Below are 15,153 nucleotides of genomic sequence, written 5' to 3' on the forward strand. Positions count from 1 at the left end.
GAGACGAAACGGTGATACGCGCCGCTCCGTAATCCTCGCCCAATGGAATGCGACAAGTGCGACCGTGATGCCGTCATGCACGCGGCGTACTCCGGCGGCCACCTCTGTGAAGACCACTTCTGCCAGTCGGTCGAAAAGCGGGTGCGCCGTCGGATTCGGGAGGACTCGCTCGTCCCGCGCTCGGCCACGCCAGAGGACCCTGAGACGTGGGTGATTGGTCTCTCCGGTGGGAAAGACAGCGTCGTGCTCACCTCGATTCTCGACGAGACGTTCAAAAACGACCCGCGCATCGAGATGATTGCGCTCACGATTCATGAGGGCATCGAGGGCTACCGCGACGCCAGCCTCGACGCTTGTGTGGAACTCGCAGAAGACCTCGACTTGCGCCACGAAGTCGTCACCTACGAAGACGAGTTCGACCTCAAGATGGACGACGTGGTGAAAAAAGACCCCGAGAACATGGCCGCGTGTGCCTACTGTGGGGTGTTCCGCCGCGACCTCCTCTCTAAGTACGCAGACGAATACGGCGCGACCAAACTCCTGACCGGGCACAATCTGGACGACGAAGCCCAGACCGCGCTGATGAACATCTTAGAAGGCGACGTGCGACAGGTTGCAAAACACTTCGACGCGAGTCTTGGCAGTTTCGACGAACGTGGCGACTCCGAGCACTTCATCCCGCGAGCCAAGCCGCTGCGCGACATCCCCGAAAAGGAAGTCGCCCTCTACGCCCACGTGAAAAATCTCCCCGCCCACATCACCGAGTGCCCGCACTCCTCTGAGGCCTTCCGCGGTGAGATCCAACAACTCCTCCTCAACTTAGAGTCGAACCATCCCGGCACGCGCCATTCGATTATGGCGGGCTACGAAGAACTCGCCGCCATCGCCGCAAAGGAGTATCGCGGAGACGGCGACGGCGACGAGCAGACGTCGCTGGTCGAGTGCGAACGCTGTGGCGCGGCGACGACCCGAAAGGTGTGTCGCAAGTGCAAACTCGTCGAAGCCGTAAACGCGGTCTGATTACTGGTATTGCGCGCAGACGAGTTCTAAGCCTTCCTCGAACGAAATCTCTGGCTCCCAGCCAGTTTCTGTTTTCATTTTCGAGCTGTCGGCCATCGTGTCGTGGACGTACACGTCCTCAGGGATGGGATTCTCGATGTACTCTGGTTCGACGCTCGTACCCAGTGCTTCATTTAGCTTTTCGACGAGCGTGTTGGTGGTGTAGCTCTCGCCCGTGCCAAGATTATAGATGCCGTCGAGTTCGTGGTCAGCAGCGAGTTCGAGGCCCCGAACGATGTCCGAGACGTGGGTGAAATCCCGGGTTTGGGTGCCGTCGCCGTAGATGACCGGCGCGTCGCCGTGAGCGAGGTCGTCTGCGAACTGGGCAATCAGGTTTGCGTACTCGCCTTTGTGTGCTTCTGCGCCGCCGTACCCCTGGTACACCGAGAAAAACCGCATACCAGCCATGTGCATGTCGTAGTGGTGTGAGAAGTACTCACCGTAGCGTTCCCGAGCGAGTTTCGAGGCTTCGTACCCGGTTCGGGCAACCACACTCATTGATTCGGGCGAGGGTTCGGTTCGGTTGCCGTAAATCGAAGAGGTCGAAGCATAGACAACGGTGTCACACCCGTCGAGACGTGCCTGATCCACCGTATTCACGAACCCTTCGACGTTGACGCGAGCGCCGGTTACCGGGTCGTCTTCGTGCATGGTGTACGACGACAACGCGGCAAGGTGAAACACGACGTCCACGTCGGTTGGGAGGTCGTCGTCGAGGACGCTTGTTTCGATAAACGTTACCTCTGCATCGAGGTTTTCTGGCGTCCCAAGATAACAGTCATCGACGGCGATGACGCCATTGTCAGTTGCAAGATAGTTTGCGAGGTTCGACCCGATGAACCCCGCCCCGCCCGTCACGAGCACACGCTTGTTTTCCATACTCATACTCTCGAAAATTATAGCTGTATAGCTGTTTGGGTACCAGTAAGGAACGCACCGTCACACGCACGTCTGACAAAATCATCAAATATGGTACTTCACACAATATTATGATAACCTTTGAACTACTCTCGAATTTTATTATAACAAATCAATTATTTCCGGTAACTACTTTGGGTGATATGAATATCAGATACTATGACTAAAATGAAGGAGTTGTTGCGCCTTCTTCTTCGGCGGGACGATGTGGTCGCACAAATACGGGCCGGGCCAGTCGATATTCGGACGCTGACGGATGCCGTTTCAGTTTCCCGTCCGACCGTCCATCGCTGTTTGAAGCAACTGATTGAGCACGAAGTTGTCACAGAGACTCCACGTGGGTACGTGCTTACGAGCTACGGGAGTCTTTTTTTCGACCAGTACCAGTCGTACATCGCAGAAACGGAGACCATTCACGAAAATCGCGACCTGATTCTCGCCCTCGACGACCCCTCTCACCTCTCTGGACGTGTGTTTCAGGACGCGAAGTTTACGAGGGCAGTGCCGTTCGCGCCGGAAAAACCAATCGCCGAAATCGAATCTATCGTCGAGGACGCGACCAAAATCCGCGGATTCTCTCCCGTCGTCGTCGGCCGGTACGTCTCGCTCTTTCACGAGAAGGTGACCGAAGAGACGTTGGATGCAGAACTCATCATCTCACCTGACGTGTTCGACTACCTCGCCGAAACGTGGCCTGAGCAACTCAAAGAGGCGCTCTCGATGGGTCTTACCGTGTTTGTGACCGACGAGACGCTTCCGTACGGCCTTATCCTCATCGACGAGCCGACCGCCCAACTCTGTCTCGTCTTTTACGAAGACGGTTCGCTTCGCGGCGTCGTACAGAACGACCAGCCAGACGTCATCGAGTGGGGGACTGACCTCTACGAAGCGTACCGGCGACGGGCACACGAACCCTCGATTTCCTCTGAATAATTCCTGCGTTCTGCGTCTCGCGTTCAGTTTGTGAACAGCTGTTCTTTTCGTGAATATCCGTACATTCTATGCACCGCTATTCATTTAATTTAAAAATTTTCTCTAGATAATAATATGGATGTCTACACTTATGCTATCACAACTTACATGCTATGAAATTAAATCCAGCCGCGCCACCCATCCCGACTTTTTCGGTCGCACCGTCCGCAAACTTCCAGCGCACACGCACGTTTCACCACTACGCCAAGCCGATTCGCCAGTGGAGACGGCGCAATGAGGGTCCTGTATGTCGCGCATAGCCTTCCTCTCGCGGGTATTGTCTGCGAACAGACGTGAAGTGCTGGCGCTCGTTATCACCGCGGGCTTGCTCGGCTCGCTCGTGGTAGCGGCCACGCCAGCAGGAGCCCTCAACACGGTTCTTCACGGCCCAGATGAGATTGATACCAACGAACGGTTCACCGTCACGGCGGAAGTCGATATCCGCCCGAGCGACCAGTTCTCACCGACCGAATTCACCTACACGATTTGGCCGACGGCGAATCCAGAGAAAACGGTCACGGTGACGTTCACTCCAGACGGTACCGTCCTCGACATCTCCCCAGAACGTGGGACGGTTGACAACCGCATCCACGTCCGACGGATTGCAAACACAATCGAAATCACGCCCATCAAGCGCCCCAACCCGGACTTTGGCTACGGGTACGGCTATGGGTACGGCTATGGCTACGACAATGAGCCAGCGTATGAGTACACGATTTCCGTCGACGCAAACGCCTTCAAGCACGGTTCTTACGAGAGTCAACTCGCCGTTTCCGCCGACGGCGGACAAGCCGACGAGTCGAACGTATTCGACTTCGACGTAACGATTCCGAGTGAGGAAGACGACGCCGTTGGCGCGGGTGACGGAGACAAAGACAAGGAGAAAGACGGCAACAAGGGCAAGGATAAAGACAAAGACAAGGGCCGAGACAGCGACGACCAGCCGCTGGGTGGCGTTGGCTCGTGGGTAGCCGTAATGGGGGACTTCTTCCGGGGACTGATTGCGAATCTCCTCGGTTCGTTCGGAGTGATTCTCCCGTAGCTCATGGCCCCAGACAACAGTTTTACAGCTCGACAGTTCGCCACCGAGCCGGTCGCCACCCTCAGACAGTACGTCCTCAGCGACGACTTACTCCACCACGGTAGCGTGATGGCCGTCGCAACCGCCGCGAGTGGAGCGCTCAACTACGCCTATCAGGTGTTTATGGGGCGGGCACTCGGCCCCGAACAGTACGGCGTGTTCGGCGCGCTGTTCGCGCTGTTCTATCTCGTGAACGTCCTCGGACGGGGGATCCGCTTCAGCGCGACGCGCTTTAGCGCCGAACTCTCAGAAGACACAGCCGCACTCAGCGCATTCCATCGCGGCTTTCTCCGCAAATCGCTGGTGTTCAGCTGCGTCGTTTTCGTGGTGCTCGCTCTGAGCACACCGCTCCTCGGTGACTTCCTTGGCGTCTCGACGCCGCTGTTGCTCATCGCCATCGCGGGAACCGCGCCGTTCGGGCTCGCGCTCACGGCGAACTTCGGAACCTTCCAAGGGCTCCAGTGGTTCCCGACGCTCGGCGGCTACAAGGTGCTGCTCGCCGGGGTCAAACTCGCTTTCGGCGTCGGCCTCGTCACCCTCGGCTACGGCGTGTCCGGCGCGTTCGGCGCGCTCGTCATCTCCTCTGTGCTCCTGTTCGGGCTCTCTACGGCGCACGTTTTCAGAAACCTCGGCAACGAGCGAACCTCGTTCGAGTTCGAGTACAGCCGGGCCTACACATACACCCTCCCGGCCGTGCTCGCCGGATTCTGTCTGACCGTGCCGACGACGGTCGACGTCATTCTCGTCAAACACTTCTTCCCGAGCCATACCGCCGGCTTATACGCCGCAGCCTCGGTGCTCGGAAAGATTCTCATCTTCCTCCCGATGGGCATCAGCACGGCGCTGTTTCCCAAAGTGTCGGGCCACCGGACGACCGACGAGCGCCGAAGCCTGCTCACCCGGGCGCTGTTCTACACGGCCGTCATCGCGGGGGCCGGAGCCGCGTTGTTCGCGCTGTTCCCCCACTTCGTGCTGACTGCGTTCTACGGGATGCCCTACGCCGATGCGGCCGCCGTGCTCCCGTGGTATGGGATTGCGGTCTTTGCGTTTGCGCTGTCGAGTGTGACGCTGAACTTCCAACTCGCACTCGACCAGAACCGATTTGTCTACCTGTTTACGGCTGGCTCGTTCCTGGAAATCGCCCTGATGTGGGCGTTCCACGGCTCGCTGCTCCAGTTCGTCCAAATTCTCTTTGTCGTGAATGTAGGCCTGTTCGCACTCGGCCTGTTTGAGGTGTACTCATGAGTAAAACTGATTCCACTCCTGTTCAGCCAGCATCGTCCGCAAACCAAACTCGGTCGGTCGTCGTGCCCGTGTACGGCGAACAGCCGGATACGGTGTCCGCGCTCGTCTCTGACCTGTACGACGCAGGGTGGGACGAAGTCGTCGTCTGTGCAGACGACTCGACACCCGACCTCGAAGCGCGACTCTCGACGCTCGCAGAGGATGGTCGAACGACCGTCTCGCTGAGCGACACCCGACGCGGAAAGGGTGGCGCGCTCAGCGACGGCCTCGACGCCGCGGCGGGCGATATCCTCGGCTACGTGGACGCAGACCGGGCGATTCCCGTCGCGGAACTCGACCGACTCTACTCGGTGGTCGAATCCCACTCCGCCGCGGTGACGGTCGGCTCGCGCGACCTCGAAGGCAGCTGTCGGCTCTCACAGACGCCGGCCCGACAGTGGCTCGCAAAGGGCTACCGTTCGCTCGCCCGCCGCATGACGCGGGTACAAATCGAAGACCTCCAGTGTGGCGCGAAGGCGTTCCGTGCAGAGGTGTGGGAACAGGTTTCGCCGTGGATGAGCGAAGAGGGGTTCGCCTTCGACACGGAGTTCGTCGCCCGCGTCCACCGCCACGGCTACGAGGTGAGCGAGGTCGCAATCGAGTGGGACGACCCCGGCGACAGCAGCGTCTCGCCCACCCGCGACGCCCCCGACATGCTCCGGTCGCTGTTCCGGATTCGCCGGTCGCTTCGCGGGCCGATTCCCACCCACGACCGCGACGACAAGCTGTCTGTCGCGCTCATCACGTCGCACCCGCCAAACCGCGGGCACCTCGCGGAGTACGGCGAGGAGTTGGCCCGAGCCTACGGCCAGCGCGACGACCTCGACGTGACGGTGCTCGCTCGGCGGACGGACACCGCACCGCCCGTCGAGTTCCGCCGTGGCTACGAAGTTCGTCGGGTTTGGGACCGTGACTCGTTCGACGGCGCGAGCGCGTTGCTCGAAGAACTCGTCGCAGGCGACTACGACGTGGTTCACTTCAACATCCACATGACCTACTTCGGCAACGAGAACGTCCACCGGTTCATCGGCCTCGTGTTGCCGCCGTTGCTCAGCCGCGTCTACGGCATGAACGTCATCACGACGATGCACGACCTACTCGAAGTCGTCGAAGAGGAGATGATAGACGAGAACATCGGCCTCATAGAACAGGTCGGTGCGCGAGCGGCGACCCAACTGCTCTTGCTCGGGGACGCCTCGACCGTCACCTCAGAAGAGTACCTCGACATCCTCACCGACCGCTACTACTCGAAAGACGTCTTTCACGTCCCACACGGGACGTTCGCGTGCGCGGACGGCGGGGTCCAACAGATACCCGACCCGTTCCGCATCATGGTGTTTGGCCACCTCAGCCCGACGAAGGACATCGAGACAGTGGTCGAGGCGTTCTCTGAGGTTCGTGCAGCCATCCCGGACGCGGAACTCTACATCGCGGGCGACTCACATCCCGGCTTTCCGACCCACCGTCAAGACCTCGAAAAAGCGTACGGCGACCGGCCGGGCGTTCACTTCCACGGCTACGTTGAGGACGACGAGATGGACGACGTCTGGCAACAAACTTCGGTCGTCATCATGCCGTACCGCACCTGTACGGGCGTAAGCGGCGTGTTCCAACTCGCAAAAACCTACGGCACGCCAGTCGTGAGCTACGACGTTGGCGGGATGCGCACCTCAACCGTCGAAACCGGCGGGGCCGCAGAGTTCGTCCCACCCGGAGACGCCTCGGCGCTGGCGGCGAAGCTCTGTTCGCTGTGGGACGACCCAGACCGACTCCACGAGATGGCCCAGCAAAACGCCGAGGCCGCAAACGCCTACACCATCGGTGATACCGCAGACCGGATGGTCGAAATCATCGAGGAGCGTGTGCTGCCATGACCGAACTCACCGTTGACCAGACGGTGGTGGACGCCCAGTCGGTCGAAACAACCCACCTCGAACAAACAGACGTCCTCACCGAACTCGAAACGGAACCGTGTCCAGAGCCAACGTGTGACGGGTCGCTCGACCAGTCGACGTACAAGGGGTACGACGCCGTCGTCTGTGACGACTGCGCCACCCCCGCGGTGTGCATCTGGGGAGACGGAAAATGACGGACGACGACGCGCATCTCGTTTCGAGTGGCGTGGATGCGGCCAAACGGAAACTCTTGGAATCGATGCCCGATGCCCTCAAGCGGCGACTCGTCGGCCCGTACAACCGCGTGCTGACGGCGAAGGGAAATCGGGCGTACAGGAATCGCCAACAGTCGCTTCCCAAACGCACGCCCAGCGCGGACGCGCCAGACCACGTCGTCTGCGTCGTGGTTGATGCGCTTCGGGCAGATGTCGTGACTGCAGAAGACAGCCCATTTCTTGCAGACCGCTTGTGGGGCGACCTCGTCACGCCCGCACCGTGGACGTTTCCCGCCGTCACCTCGCTCGTGACCGGCGAATACCCCCACGAACATGGGTCGATTCGACAGTCTGACGAGTCCGACACCGGTGCGACCGACCTCGTCATCCCGCCGAAACTTCCTGACGACCGCGAAACGCTGCCAGACGTGTTCGGGAGTGCGGGCTACGAAACCTACGGCGGGTTTGCGTTTCACATGCCGTTTTTCGCTCTTGGCGGCCGATTTGCCACCCACGCACTCTACGACGACGCCCCGGCAGACACGCTCGTAGACGACTATCTCGACTGGGCGGACGCACAGTCCGGGAAGACGTTTTCGTACCTTCATCTCGCAGACCTTCACGAGCCAGTTGACCCGCCCGCACCCTACTGGGGGCGGTACGAAGTCGATGCGTCGATTCCCAATCTCAAGACGTGGGACTACACCGAGACGGCCGAGGCTGGCCCCGACGGACGACGCTACAGAACGAATCGAAAACAGCTCTACCGCGCGGCACTCGCCTTCGTCGATGACGAACTCGGCCGACTTTTCTACAACCTGAAAGAACGCCTTGACGGCGACGTGGCGCTCGTCGTCACTGGCGACCACGGCGAGGCGTTCTGGGAGCACACGGCGTTCGACGCCGCCCACTTCGCTGACTCGCGGCCTGCCTACTGCGTCGACCACGGCGGAACGCCCTACGAATCGCTGACGCGCGTCCCGCTCGCGGTCGATGGCTTCGATTTCGCACTCCCTGACGGCGGAACGCCCTCGCTTATCGACCTCACACCGTCTTTGCTCGACGGTGCTGGGTTAGACGAGGCACTCGAAACGACTGGCACGTCGCTCGTCTCGGGCGTCCCGACAGACCGCGTCACGCTCGTCGAAAGCGCGCGATACGGCCACGAAAAGAAAGCTGCCTACTTCGACGGCTGGAAACTCACCGTCTCGAAAGGCGACGACCAGTCGGTCGGCTTCGCCCTGCCCGCAGAGGAACCGACGACCCTCCCCGAAGTCGTAGAACGGCGGCTTACCGAGGCGCTCCCCGCGTGGCCAAACGGCGAACACGCAGACGTTCGCGTCTCGGGGATGGCCCAACAGCGGTTGGAGGACCTCGGTTATGTGTAACACAAAACACCGAGAAACCGCGCCTGTGTCATTCCACACGCAACCCTCCCTCTCTTCGTCCGCGCAGGCAGCAGTTGCTGTCTCTTTCCCTCCAGTGCAGTTGATTCCAATGAACCTCATCTCCATTACCACCGACCCAGCATCGAAAGAAAGCGCAGTCACCATCGCCGAGGTAACACCATGAAGGTCTGCGTCATCGGGCTTGACGGCGCGACGTGGGACCTCCTCGACCCGTGGCTCGACGACCTGCCGACCATCAAGTCGTTCGCAGACGAACGGCGGACGGAACTCGACAGCTGTATCCCGCCGCTGTCGATGCCCGCGTGGAAGGTGTACTCGACGGGAATGAATCCGGGCGACCTCGGCGTGTTCACGTTCGTCGAACCTGACTTCGAAGACCAGCAGTTCAAGACGGTCACGAACGAGTCGTTCACCACGCGCGAACTCTGGGATTACCTCGGTGAGCACGGCCACCAGAGCGCAATCATTAACATGCCGACGACGTACCCGCCGCGGGACATCGACGGCTGGATGATAAGCGGCCCCTTTTCGGGGAAACAGGAAGACTACACCCGGCCCGCTACCCTCGAACGCACGCTGAATCGCAACGAGTACACGATTCTCCCAGAGTACTACCTCTCGCGTGACCCTGACGACATCGACGGGGCGGTCGCGTCGGTCGAGAAAAAGCTCCAGACGGCGCTCGGCTTCACCGAAAAAACTGATTTCATCCACACGACGCTGTACCTGACCGACACGGTGCAACACACCGAGTGGGACTCGCCCGTCGCAAAGGCGTTCTGGGAAGAGGTAGATGGAAAACTCGCGTGGTTCCTCGACCAACTCGACGAGGAGTGGAATGTGGTGCTCATGTCGGACCACGGGTTTGGCTACACGAAGGGGCGCTTTTACCTCAACACGTGGCTCGAAGAACAGGGCTACATCCACATCAACGACTCGGGGTTCGACCTCGGCGACCTCTTTGGCGTGGTCGGACTCGATTACGACCGCGCGCTAGCGCTCATGCAGAAGCTTCGCCTCTCCGGGTTCGTCCTCGATGTGCTCCCCGAAAGCTTCCTGCGGAAAGTCGCCCGGCAAATGCCCGGCAACCGCAAGCTGGAGGGCTTACAGGACAAAATCGACTGGGAGGCAGACGCCGTCGCTCTCGCACCGCTCATCTACACACGCAACAAGCAGATTGCGGACGAAATCCGCAGTAAGTTGCTCGAAGTCACTGACAGAGACGGCGAGCGCGTCATCGAGGAGGTGTACTACGGCGAGAACATCTACCCCGACGCGGACGTGCGCGTGCCAGACCTCGTCATCAAGCACACCGACTACGGCATCAGCGACATCGTGAAACCCGGCGTGCTGTTCGAGTACGACGGCAACTGGCGACATCACAAAACGGCCCATCACCGCCGGAACGGTATCCTCACCGCGCGCGGGCCGGACGTCGAAGACGTGTCGTTTGACTCCCCCCGACTCTACGACATCGCTCCGACGATTCTCGACGGCTTCGGCATCGACATTCCAACGGGAATGCGTGGAGAAAGCACTGGTTTGCTTGGGAACAACGCCCAACGGAGAGACGTTCGGGTCGACCGCAACGTCGAACGGGTGGTCGAACACGACGCCCACGTAGAGCAGAAACTCAAAGACCTCGGATACCTGTAGATGTCGCTCGATAGCCCGATTTCACTCCCGCGAAGCCTCGATGACAGCCGACTGCGCCACTGCCTGTGCTTTCTCGGCTTCCTCGCCATCTACGGCGTACTCCTCCGTGGCATCACCCTCGGGAACCTGTACACGTTCGGGGATTTCGCCCCATTCTACGGTATGGACGGACTCAGGAAGTTCACCACCGTCTGGGTCAATCAGGGGCTTGGCTACTCGTACATCTACCACGTCCTACCCGCCTACCTCGGGGCGATAACTGCCGTCGGTGGCGTCCTCGCACAGAACCTGCTGTTTCTCGCGTTCATCCCGGTGGGTTATCTCACCTTCCTCGTCTTCGGCCGACGGTTCGTCGAATCAATTCCCGCTCTCCACCTCGCCGCGTTCGTCTACGCGATTAACCCGCTCACCATCGGCGAGTTCGTAAACGGCGGGGTCGCCGCGCTCATCGGCTTCGCGTTTCTCCCGTTGCTGTTGCACTACCTGTACGCCATTGTGGACGGCGATTCGTGGGAAGCGACGCTCAAAGCGGGCGCGGTGTTCGGCGCGACGACGGTCAGTCCGTGGCTCGGCTTCTGGATGGTCGCGCCGTTTGCGACGTACCTCGTCTACCGCGCACGATGGTCGCCACGCACCATCCTCAAACTCTGCGTGTCCGGCATCCTCGGCGTGATTCTCTCACTTCCCAGCGTCCACCACATGCTCCAGCGGGCGCTCGGGTTCGATTCCGGCCAGAGCGTCCTCGAAAGCACGTTCATGTGGAACTACACCGAGGCGAGCGTCCTCGCCGTTGTCCGACTTGCGGGGAATCACGGCGTGATGGCGATGAACCAACTCGGCTACAACGACGACCCCGCATTGTTGATCGGACTGGTCATCCCCGGCATCGCGCTGCTCGCCATCCGCCAGCGCCGACTGACGGTGTATTACGCCATCGCGTCGCTCATCGTCTCGTTCATGGTGCTCACGAAGTACGGCTTCACGACGCCGCTGTTTGAGATGTTCCCGCCGATGTGGTCGCTCAGAAACCCGGTGAAACTCCAGTACCCACTCACCATCTGCATGAGCCTCCTGTTCGGCGCTGGCTTGGACACGGTGCTCGTCGGCCCGCGCGCGGAGCCACACCCGCTCGCTCAACCGTCTCGAACGACGCGGCCCGTGCTCACTGACGGTGGGACGCCTTCGCGGGCGAACGCCGTCGTCCTCGGCGTCGTCTTGCTCTCGCTGGTCGCCTACGCCGCACCCGCTGCGGGCGCACTCGGCCTTCAGGACGTTCGCGGCGATGATTACTACGTGCCCGACGAGCAGGCCGAACTCGCAGCCCAGCTCGATGGAACCGTGATGTGGGTGCCCTACGGCTACACCTCACAGCTCCGCCTGCGCCACACCTACCCCGACCACGTCGGCCTCAAAAGCGGCGGCATCGCACAGGGGATTCAGAACGCGGGGTACGTCACGACGCTGTTCGAAAAGTTCGCCCGCGACCCCGAAGCGGTTCGACCACAACTCGCCAAACAGGGCGTGAAGTTCGTCGTTGTCGAATCCGACCCGCCCGGCGACATCGACCGCGGCCAGCCGCGCGTCGTCGAACGCTGGGGTGCGCCGTGGCTCTGGGGAAGTAGCGAGAACTACGGCGAGCGACTCGCCGAAAGCGACGGCTACGACATAGCCTTCGAGACGGCCGACTACACCGTCTACCGCGTCGACGGCGCACGCGACGTGTCGCGCTTCGAAGAGTACGACGGCCTCCACCGCCTCTACTACCCAACCTCGCGTGGCACCGTCGAAACGTACGGCGAAAACCGCATTGCGAACGGTGACTTTGACGACGACCTTGACGGCTGGTGGGTCTGGTCTGGGGAGAACGGCACCCAGTCGCGCATCATCGAGACTGACGAGGGTGACCACGCAGTTGAGATGGTGACCGAGTCGGGCGACCCATACCCACTCGCCCAATCAACTACAGTCGAAGCCGACCAGCCCTATGAGTTGACGGTCGAAGGGGCCGGGAACGCGACCGTGTTCCTCTACTGGTACGACGGGAGTAAGTCCCAGGACAACTTCGTCGCCCGCGAGAGCCACCTGCTCAACGAATCGGCGACGACGGTTCTCGCACAGGGTGACACGCTCTCGGTGCGGATTCGACCTGACTCCCCACAAGTCACCGTCGAATCTGTCTCGCTCGAACGCGCGAGTTACCCGCGACAAACCGGGCTTACGACGAACGGCGGCGACATTCCCGGCGTCGTCGTTGACGGCTACGACGACAATCAGACGCTCGGCACAGCCGTCGCCGTCAACCTGAACGAGTCAGAAGCCGACGCCGTCGGTGCGGATGTGGTCATCCGAGACGCAGAGACGGTTCTCGACGCACCGCTCGTTTACAACGAATCGTATCGTCAAGGCGCGGGCGTCCTTCTCTCAGAGGAGGACCTCGAAACCGTTGTTCCAGATGGCGCAACGGCCGTCACGTACGACCATCCCGATGGCGTCGTCCTCGACTACTGGCGGTTTGGCGCGTTCGACAACCGCTCGGTCACGGTGTTGGCCACCTCGTACGACGACCGGTGGGTCGGTCCCGCGGACGCAGAGCACTTCCGCGCCTACGGCTGGGCGAACGGCTACGTGAACGCCGAACCCGACGAGATTCGGTGGACTGGTGGAGAACTCAGAACGTGGGTCGTTCGCATCTGGGCGGGTGCGTGGCTCGTTGTGTTGTCCGTGCTCGTCTCGAACGCGCTCAGAAAGCGGTGGCGCTCGCGCGAACAACCAGACCGATTAGGGTTATGAACGAGACACCCACTCGACGCATCCGTGTCCGACTCGCGACTCTCGTGTCCCACGACGCCTTCGCAGTGGGCTATTTTCTCCTGTTGAGCCTGCTCGTGTTCTACCCGCTGTTGGATGCCGGCTACCTCCTCACGCTGGATATGATTTTCGCGCCCACGGCTGATTACCTCAAGTTCGGCCTGCTGAACAAGGGGCCGCTGTACTACGGTCGATTGCCGTTTCTCGCGGTGCTCGACGCCGCAGCGCTGGTCGCACCTGACTGGCTCATCCAGAAGGTAATACTCGTCTCGCTTCCGGTGTGTGGTGGGTGGAGCATGGTTCGGACGTGTCCCAACCAGCCCCGTGTGGCCGCGCTGTTCGCGGGGACGCTCTTCGCGTTCAATCCGTTCGTGTACGTCAGACTGCTCGCGGGCCACTGGTACTTCCTGCTCGGCTATGCATTCGTCCCGCTCGCCGTCGTCTCGCTCTCCCAGTATCTCGATGACGGCAGACGGCGGACGCTCCTCGGTGCCGTTGGGTGGACGACGCTCGTGAGCGTGTTCGACCCGCACGCAACCGTTCTGGTTGCCGTGGCTGGCGGCTGTCTGTTCGTCACGCACGTAGTGAACGTTCTCCGACATCACCAACACAGACCACTGCTCGTCCGTCGAATTACGACGTTTGCTGCGGGTGCACTCCTCGTAAACGCCTACTGGCTCTTTCCCGCGCTCGCCGCGGGGGTGACTGGTGGAACCCGCCTCACGACCATCTCGGAGGTCGACCTCACCGTTTTCAGCGCAGGGGGGACGATCGTCGGAAACGTTCCCCTCTCCGTGTCGATGCTGTATGGCTTCTGGCGCGGCGGCTATCTGACGGCGTTTTCACTACTGCCGTCGTGGGTGGTTTTCGGCCTATTCTGTGGGCTGCTGTATCTCGCTGTTCGTGGTACGGTCACGGACAGTGATGATCCGCTCGTGGGCGGAGTCGCCCTCTGTGGCGTCGTCGCCTTCGTGTTGAGTCTCGGCGTGAGCACGTCACTGTCTGACCCCCTGTTTCGCACGCTCGCTGACGTGCTTCCGCTGTTTCGCGGCATGCGCGATTCGCAAAAATTTGTCGGGCTGCTCTGTTTCGCCTACGCGTTCCTCGGGGGTCGCGGGGTCTCACACCTCCTCTCGCAAGGTGGGAGGCGAAGCGACACAGTCTCCTATCAACGTCCGACGCTCCCGTCTCGGCACCGCGTTCTTCGTGCGGTGTGCATCTGTTTGGTGCTCGTCGCGCCACTCGCGTACGCCGCACCGATGTTCGGGGGCTTTTCGGGGCAAGTCGAGACTACGACGTACCCCGAGTCGTGGCACATCACCAACGACTACCTCGTCGGCGCGTCCGACGATTCGCGGACGCTCTTTCTCCCGTGGCACCAGTATATGGACTTCTCGTGGACTGGCCGTCGTATCGCGAATCCCGCACCCCTGTTTTTCGAAACACCGGTGGTTGCCTCTGAGAATCTCGAAGTCGGTGACGTTCGCTCGCGGGCGACCGACCCAACCCACCGGGAGGTGGCGGCCATCCTTGAACACCCCGCAGACGAGGACGTTGGCGAACGCCTCGCGGCGGTCGGCGTCGAGTACGTAATTCTCGCTCACGAGGTGGACTATCGACGGTACGACGCACTCACAGACCACGAGGATTTCTCCGTTGCGGTCGCTTCACCGGGGCTTACGCTGTACAGAAATGACGCATTCGTTCCCGGAGAGGCACCTCGTGCTGGTCCGCCGATTCCGCTCTGGCCGCTCGTGGTCGGAAGCGCCGTGTCTGTCGTCACCGCAATGCTGTTTGTGGTGACACGACGAGAGCACTCCTAACGGAGTCACATTGCGGGTCGCTCGTCGTTCGAA

11 protein-coding genes are annotated in these 15,153 nt (G+C 61.0%); 10 read left to right on the forward strand and 1 reads right to left on the reverse strand.

Annotated elements, in window-relative coordinates:
* Nucleotides 1–42 precede the first annotated feature (42 nt).
* Nucleotides 43–1,020 carry a tRNA 2-thiolation protein NcsA gene (gene ncsA, locus V5N13_RS11625; RefSeq protein ID WP_332898080.1) on the forward strand — a complete coding sequence of 326 codons (978 nt, stop codon included), beginning with the start codon at nt 43–45 and terminating at the stop codon, nt 1,018–1,020.
* Here the strand turns inward: ncsA and V5N13_RS11630 are convergent, their stop codons facing one another.
* Complete coding sequence (locus V5N13_RS11630; RefSeq protein WP_336360889.1) at nt 1,021–1,938, reverse strand: NAD-dependent epimerase/dehydratase family protein; 918 nt, start codon at nt 1,936–1,938, stop codon at nt 1,021–1,023. It abuts the gene before it with no gap.
* Nucleotides 1,939–2,145: 207 nt separating this feature from the next.
* Between V5N13_RS11630 and V5N13_RS11635 the strand changes: the two genes are divergently transcribed.
* From V5N13_RS11635 to V5N13_RS11675, 9 genes are all read left to right on the forward strand, one after another.
* Nucleotides 2,146–2,910 (forward strand): helix-turn-helix transcriptional regulator, encoded by a 765-nt coding sequence (locus V5N13_RS11635; RefSeq protein ID WP_442904956.1) that lies wholly within the window; start codon nt 2,146–2,148, stop codon nt 2,908–2,910.
* A gap of 286 nt (nt 2,911–3,196) precedes the next feature.
* Nucleotides 3,197–3,991, forward strand: coding sequence for a hypothetical protein (locus V5N13_RS11640; protein ID WP_336360890.1), 795 nt, complete (start codon nt 3,197–3,199; stop codon nt 3,989–3,991).
* A 3-nt stretch (nt 3,992–3,994) separates the two neighbouring features.
* The gene (locus V5N13_RS11645; protein ID WP_336360891.1) at nt 3,995–5,275 is read left to right on the forward strand and encodes a hypothetical protein; all 1,281 of its coding nucleotides are present in this window, start codon (nt 3,995–3,997) and stop codon (nt 5,273–5,275) included.
* Nucleotides 5,272–7,188: a glycosyltransferase gene (locus V5N13_RS11650; protein ID WP_336360892.1), complete on the forward strand. Its 1,917-nt coding sequence runs from the start codon at nt 5,272–5,274 to the stop codon at nt 7,186–7,188. Before V5N13_RS11645 ends, V5N13_RS11650 begins: the two co-directional genes overlap by 4 nt.
* Nucleotides 7,185–7,403 (forward strand): hypothetical protein, encoded by a 219-nt coding sequence (locus V5N13_RS11655; RefSeq protein WP_336360893.1) that lies wholly within the window; start codon nt 7,185–7,187, stop codon nt 7,401–7,403. Before V5N13_RS11650 ends, V5N13_RS11655 begins: the two co-directional genes overlap by 4 nt.
* Complete coding sequence (locus V5N13_RS11660; RefSeq protein ID WP_336360894.1) at nt 7,400–8,812, forward strand: sulfatase-like hydrolase/transferase; 1,413 nt, start codon at nt 7,400–7,402, stop codon at nt 8,810–8,812. Before V5N13_RS11655 ends, V5N13_RS11660 begins: the two co-directional genes overlap by 4 nt.
* Nucleotides 8,813–8,992: 180 nt before the next feature.
* Nucleotides 8,993–10,489 carry an alkaline phosphatase family protein gene (locus V5N13_RS11665; RefSeq protein WP_336360895.1) on the forward strand — a complete coding sequence of 499 codons (1,497 nt, stop codon included), beginning with the start codon at nt 8,993–8,995 and terminating at the stop codon, nt 10,487–10,489.
* Nucleotides 10,490–13,279 carry a hypothetical protein gene (locus V5N13_RS11670; RefSeq protein WP_336360896.1) on the forward strand — a complete coding sequence of 930 codons (2,790 nt, stop codon included), beginning with the start codon at nt 10,490–10,492 and terminating at the stop codon, nt 13,277–13,279.
* Nucleotides 13,276–15,120, forward strand: a complete 1,845-nt coding sequence (locus V5N13_RS11675; RefSeq protein WP_336360897.1) for an alpha-(1->3)-arabinofuranosyltransferase domain-containing protein — start codon at nt 13,276–13,278, stop codon at nt 15,118–15,120. The genes V5N13_RS11670 and V5N13_RS11675 overlap by 4 nt, the downstream gene beginning before the upstream one ends.
* Nucleotides 15,121–15,153 lie beyond the last annotated feature (33 nt).

Source organism: Haladaptatus sp. ZSTT2 (assembly GCF_037081775.1).
Classification (GTDB): domain Archaea; phylum Halobacteriota; class Halobacteria; order Halobacteriales; family Halococcaceae; genus QDMS2.

Coding starts and splice junctions, on each gene's coding strand:
- ncsA (WP_332898080.1), top strand. CDS start 43: ATGGAATGCGACAAGTGCGACCGTGATGCCGTCATGCACGCGGCGTAC.
- V5N13_RS11630 (WP_336360889.1), bottom strand. CDS start 1,938: ATGGAAAACAAGCGTGTGCTCGTGACGGGCGGGGCGGGGTTCATCGGG.
- V5N13_RS11635 (WP_442904956.1), top strand. CDS start 2,146: ATGAAGGAGTTGTTGCGCCTTCTTCTTCGGCGGGACGATGTGGTCGCA.
- V5N13_RS11640 (WP_336360890.1), top strand. CDS start 3,197: ATGTCGCGCATAGCCTTCCTCTCGCGGGTATTGTCTGCGAACAGACGT.
- V5N13_RS11645 (WP_336360891.1), top strand. CDS start 3,995: ATGGCCCCAGACAACAGTTTTACAGCTCGACAGTTCGCCACCGAGCCG.
- V5N13_RS11650 (WP_336360892.1), top strand. CDS start 5,272: ATGAGTAAAACTGATTCCACTCCTGTTCAGCCAGCATCGTCCGCAAAC.
- V5N13_RS11655 (WP_336360893.1), top strand. CDS start 7,185: ATGACCGAACTCACCGTTGACCAGACGGTGGTGGACGCCCAGTCGGTC.
- V5N13_RS11660 (WP_336360894.1), top strand. CDS start 7,400: ATGACGGACGACGACGCGCATCTCGTTTCGAGTGGCGTGGATGCGGCC.
- V5N13_RS11665 (WP_336360895.1), top strand. CDS start 8,993: ATGAAGGTCTGCGTCATCGGGCTTGACGGCGCGACGTGGGACCTCCTC.
- V5N13_RS11670 (WP_336360896.1), top strand. CDS start 10,490: ATGTCGCTCGATAGCCCGATTTCACTCCCGCGAAGCCTCGATGACAGC.
- V5N13_RS11675 (WP_336360897.1), top strand. CDS start 13,276: ATGAACGAGACACCCACTCGACGCATCCGTGTCCGACTCGCGACTCTC.